The 4,851-nt window shown below is 62.5% G+C and carries 5 protein-coding genes and 1 pseudogene; 3 read left to right on the plus strand and 3 right to left on the minus strand.

What is annotated here, in order from left to right:
* Positions 1-667: pseudogene (locus MXC99_RS00645) on the plus strand (hypothetical protein); the annotation flags it as partial.
* Here the strand turns inward: MXC99_RS00645 and MXC99_RS00650 are convergent.
* Positions 600-1,691, minus strand: a complete 1,092-nt coding sequence (locus tag MXC99_RS00650) for an ISAs1 family transposase (RefSeq protein WP_247723712.1) — start codon at positions 1,689-1,691, stop codon at positions 600-602. The pseudogene MXC99_RS00645 and the gene MXC99_RS00650 sit on opposite strands and share 68 nt — an antisense overlap.
* A gap of 147 nt (positions 1,692-1,838) precedes the next feature.
* On the opposite strand from MXC99_RS00650, the gene MXC99_RS00655 reads away from it, so the two are divergent.
* Positions 1,839-2,075 carry a hypothetical protein gene (locus MXC99_RS00655; protein WP_247723713.1) on the plus strand — a complete coding sequence of 79 codons (237 nt, stop codon included), beginning with the start codon at positions 1,839-1,841 and terminating at the stop codon, positions 2,073-2,075.
* A 70-nt stretch (positions 2,076-2,145) separates the two neighbouring features.
* On the opposite strand, the gene tnpC is transcribed toward MXC99_RS00655, so the two are convergent.
* A complete protein-coding gene (tnpC, locus tag MXC99_RS00660) occupies positions 2,146-3,594 on the minus strand; it encodes an IS66 family transposase (protein ID WP_247723714.1) in 1,449 nt (482 codons plus the stop codon).
* An 84-nt stretch (positions 3,595-3,678) separates the two neighbouring features.
* On the opposite strand from tnpC, the gene MXC99_RS00665 reads away from it, so the two are divergent.
* A complete protein-coding gene (locus MXC99_RS00665) occupies positions 3,679-4,377 on the plus strand; it encodes a response regulator transcription factor (protein WP_247723715.1) in 699 nt (232 codons plus the stop codon).
* Here the strand turns inward: MXC99_RS00665 and MXC99_RS00670 are convergent.
* Positions 4,363-4,638 carry a PilZ domain-containing protein gene (locus MXC99_RS00670; protein WP_247723716.1) on the minus strand — a complete coding sequence of 92 codons (276 nt, stop codon included), beginning with the start codon at positions 4,636-4,638 and terminating at the stop codon, positions 4,363-4,365. The two genes, MXC99_RS00665 and MXC99_RS00670, sit on opposite strands and share 15 nt — an antisense overlap.
* Positions 4,639-4,851 lie beyond the last annotated feature (213 nt).

Consider the following 4,851-nt stretch of genomic DNA (forward strand, 5'->3'; position numbering starts at 1 on the left):
GGCGAAAAATCAACAACCCGTGTATCTAGGTTTTTGGCGCCCCATCGCCCTGAAACCCGCGCCGTTGCTGGGGGTGGGGCGGAAATGTGCCTTGGAGCTGTCAAACTCGGGTCTGGCGATGGCCAGCTGGTACGGCCTGCCATGGCTGGCCTATGAAGGCGGCTCCGACACCTTCGGCGATGGCAGCATTCCCGCCAAGGCCAGCGCCAACATGGACCCGCGCATGGAGGACATCTGCAAGCGCTACCTGAACACCTGGTACAGCCAGGGGGGCGGCCTCTTCATGTGGTTCAACGCCGGTGCCGGCAACTGGAACACCCCCTATGGCGCCTGGGAGCTCACCCCCGACCTGGCGATCACCGACACGCCCAAGATCCGCTGTGTCGACAGCGTGCTCGGCAACCCGCTGCCTGCCCCACAGGCCCGCAACATGGCGCCGGGCGTGTTCTCGGCGCTGGCCTTCGCCGGCAATCACGAGCCCTACTCGGCGGCGTCGAGGACCACCGTGCGGCATCTGGGGGTCGGCAGCTCGCTGTTTTATCTCGTACTGGCCCGCCAGGCAGGGCAGTACCAGCTGGCAGGGCCATCGCACTCGAAAGTCATAACGGATGAATCCCCAGCATTTTCATACGGATATCGTCATCCCAGGCCGCCCGCTTGCGCTTGAGTCGCAGGCTCGTCTTGGCGGTGTCGGTCTTGTCCGCACGAATCAGGTTCAGCACGATCTTCTTGAGCAGCGAGAGGTTCTGCGGTGCGTTGTCCTTGCGGATCATGCAGTCGTCCTCGCCGAAGCAGACATCGAGCATCCAGTGAAGCTTGTTCTCGATGGCCCAGTGCGCACGCACGGTCTTGGCCAATTCTTCGGGGGTGAGTTTGCGCGAGCTGATGTAGTAGCGCTCCTCGAGTTCGGCCACCTTGTCGCCGACCACGCGTTGCGAGACGACACAGCCGACCGTCTTGCAGCCGGGCCAGAGCTCGGAGTCAATCTCCTTGCCACTGGCGGCGACCCAACTGAGCTGCATCACCGTCCTGCCATGGGACTTGTCCACGTGCTTGAAGCCGTCGTTGGCGAGTTGGGCATCGCTGATCAGATCACGCACCTGCTGATGCAGTGTGGGCTGGTTGCCCTTGACCGCGAGCAGGTAATCGCCCCCCTTCTCGACGATCTTGGCGGCGATCTCGCGCTGACAGCCCATTGCGTCGATGCTCACCAGCAAGCCCTTGATGTGCAAGGCTTCCAGCAGCTCCGGAATGGCGGTGATCTCGTTGCTCTTGCCCGCCACTTTCTCCTGCCCGAGTACCAGTCCGAGTTCGGTCGAGAACGCGCTGACCATGTGCACCGGCGGCGCATCACCATCGGCCGAACGGCGCAGCGTCTTGCCGTCAACGGCCACCATGCCATCGAGTGCGCCAACGATCCCGCCCACCCAACGCCGGAACACCGCTTCGAACTGCTTCGGGTCGAGCACGCGGAACACGCGCAGGAACGTGTCCTGCGAAGGGATGCCATTCTTCAGCACCAGAAACCGGCGCAGCCAGTCGGCCTTGAGCCGGCCCCACAGCGCGATGTCCTCGAAGCTGTCGGCGTCCGAGAGCATGGCGCACACCGCGATCACCAAGATCTCCCGGAAGTCGTGGCGGGTGCCGTTGCTGGGCTGACGAGGATCTTCAAGCTCACTGAGTTTCTCCATCAGACTGACTCCCGCTCCACGCATTTCCATCGCCCAAAAGACGAGAGTAGACGCGTTTTCGAGAGGGTTCACAAGATGGCTGCATAACCTATTGAACGTAAACGACTTTTTTGGAAAATCTCAAAAAGGCCATGTCATTCGAGTGCGATGACCCTGTACCAGCTGGTGCTCGATGTCGCGGCCGAGCAGTCCGGCAATGTGCTGGAGGTGTCGGTCAATGCTGCACGCGCTGGTTCGCTCGCCGTGCAGCCCGATGGCTGGGATTCGCCCCGGCCGCAGCAGCCGGTCACCGTCACGCTGCGGGCCGGCTACAACACGCTGCGGATCACCACGCTGGCGGCCAGTAACGGTTTCGACCTCAGGCAGCTGAGCCTGCAGCAGTGAGGCCATCCCCGGCGCAGAAGATCTGGCCGGATCGCTGGTGAATTTTGCAGAACCTAGTAACTACTCAGCCTCACGCGAAGCGAGGCTGAGGCGGGTGGCCCTGGAAGGTCTGGGTGAGGGCCTGAAAGAGGTTGTGCCCCTGCTTGTGCAAGGTGGCGAGGTAGGAGCGGATGGTGCAGAAGGTCTCGGCGCCGTTCTGGGTGCGGAAGCCGCCGGAAATCTTCTGCTTGACCTTGGGCATGCGCACGGCTTGCTCGGCAAGGTTGTTTGTGAACGGGACGTTGCGGTCCGTTGCAAAGCGCCAGACATCGTCCGCGTAGCTGCGCAGGCGAAGTAGCAGATTGGTCGCCTTGCTTTGTCGCGTTCGGCCGCGTTTCCCCGACTTGGGCAGGACCGGGTTCAGGGTTTCGCCTTCGCAGAGGATGTCCTCATACTGCGCCCGCCATACAGCCCGTTGCGCGGCGGGTAGCGGCCCACCCTGCTGCTTCACCGCCTGATTGGCAGCCTGCAGCAACTCAATCAGGCGCCCCGCCCAGGCCTGGCCCAGTTCCTCGTAGACGTAGGTCAGTTCGCGCAGGTGATGGGCATTGCACAAGCCATGCTGGCAGGGCAACTCCCGATAGGGCTTCCAGCCGTCGTGGATCAGTGTGCCCTGAAAATTGGGCAGGATGGCAAAGGCGTCGAAAGCGGCGCGACCCCGCTTGGCGTGACAGCCCACCCAGGTCATCAGGTCGGTGGCCAGTACATGCATCCAGTGCAAAGAGCCGGCGATGCGTAGCCCCGTTTCATCGGCATGGGCGAGCTCGGCCCCTTGAATGGCCTGCGCAATCGTCTCGACAGTCGGCTGCAGGCGCTGGCGTGCGTCTTCGCTGGCGGCCAGCACCGTGGCCTCGGACATCGCCAGACCGAAGAAGTCGTGAATCAGCGCGGCAGTGCGTTGCACCGGCAGCATGTGGTGCTGCGTGAGATGGACCGCCGCCGCCAGCGCGGCCGGACCATACTGTACCGGGGCCGTGACGCCGGCAGGAAATTCGCCCCGGCAAAGCTTGCCGCAGGTGCAGTGTGCCACCAGCACCCGATGTTCCGTGACCTCGAAGACCAACGCAGGCAAGTCGAAGACCTGGCGGGCTTCGATCACCGTACCCGCCGGCAAGGGCGCCTGGCATGCGGGGCAAAACGGTGGCGGTGCATGCTCCACGACCTGATCCGGCTCGGCGACCTTCTCCAGCGTGTGCCCTGCATGCCCTTTCTGGCCGCCCGTCGGGCGTTCTCCGCGTTGGCGCAAGGATTTCGGCTTGGGCTTGTTCAACCCGTCCGACGAGGGCGGCTTGCTCGAGTTACGACTGTTCAATGCAAGGCGCGCTTCCAGTTCCGTGACCTTCGCCTGAAGCGCAGTCAGTTGCTCGCTGAGTTCCCGAGCCAGCGTACGCAATGGCCACAGCTCGCGAATCAACGCGTCCTTCTCGGCAACGCTCAGCTTGTCAAGGTCGGGAATCGGTTCCATGTCTTTCGTCAGCACGAGGCGTGCCAGGTACCTGAGTAGTTACAGAACCTAATAGAATGCCGCTCACCCGGATCACAAACAGCCACGGAACCCGACCCGATGCGCATTGGCGTGCTAGAAGATGATCATGCCCAACAGGAGATGTACCAGCTCTGGTTTTCCACGGCTCAGCACGACTGCGTCTGCTTCGACACCGCCAGATCCTTTGTCGAGGCACTCGACAAGCAGATTTTCGACCTGTTGATCATCGATTGGGAACTGCCGGACAGCAACGGCGAGATCGTGCTGCGGCATGTACGGGAAACCCTCGGCTGGGAGATTCCGGTCCTCTTCATCACAGCACGTGATGCCGAAGCCGACATCGTCAATGTGCTGCGCGCCGGCGCCGACGATTATGTCGTCAAACCACCCAAATATCTGGAACTGCTCGCCCGCATCCAGGCACTGGGGCGGCGGGCGAAGCCGCCGGCAATCCAGAAGATCGGCGTCTATCAGATCGATCGTGAATCGCGACAGATTCGCGTCAATGACCAGCCTGTCGAACTCACCACCAAGGAATTCGAGCTGGCCTGCTACATGATGACCTCACCCGGCAAGCTGCTGTCCCGGGTGCATCTGCTGGACAAGATCTGGGGGCTCAACGCCAACGTCGAGACCCGCACGATCGACACCCATGTCAGCCGCATCCGGCGCAAGCTCCAGCTGGTGCCCGAAAACGGCTGGGAAATCATTCCGGTATACGGCTATGGCTACCGGATCGAGAAGGTCGAGCGCGCCACCGCCTCAGCGAAGTCTTGAGCGGGCCTGCAGCAGCATCACCAGCCGGCGCAGCTCGCGCAGCTGGGTGCTGTTCAGCTGGGTGAATTCGGCCCCGACATGAAAGGGGCGCTCCCCGCCGATGTCGCGCCGGGTGTGCCGCACCCGCAGCCTGACCGGCTCGGCGGTTTCGCTGTCGCTGACCAGGCTTGCCAATGTGAAGGTGGGATTTTCCAGTAGCCGCTGCAGTTCTGATTCCATCAACTGCAGGCTGATCCCGCCCTCGCTGATGTCCTTCAACACATAGCAGTGATCCACCCCGAAAAAGCGCTGCAGCTCGGGTTGCTGGCGGCTCAGAGCCTGAGAAGCATTTGATTTCCGCAAGCCGAGTAACCGACATGCGACGAGACCCAGTGGCCTGCGATGCGCAGGTGCTGTGGGGTGTTCGAGGCCCAGCCAAGCGACTGCGAGGGCAGATCCGGGGTTTTCAGGAGGCGGGTTTTCATTTCAGGCACC

Source organism: Thauera aromatica, from assembly GCF_023093595.1.
GTDB classification, from domain to species: domain Bacteria; phylum Pseudomonadota; class Gammaproteobacteria; order Burkholderiales; family Rhodocyclaceae; genus Thauera; species Thauera aromatica_A.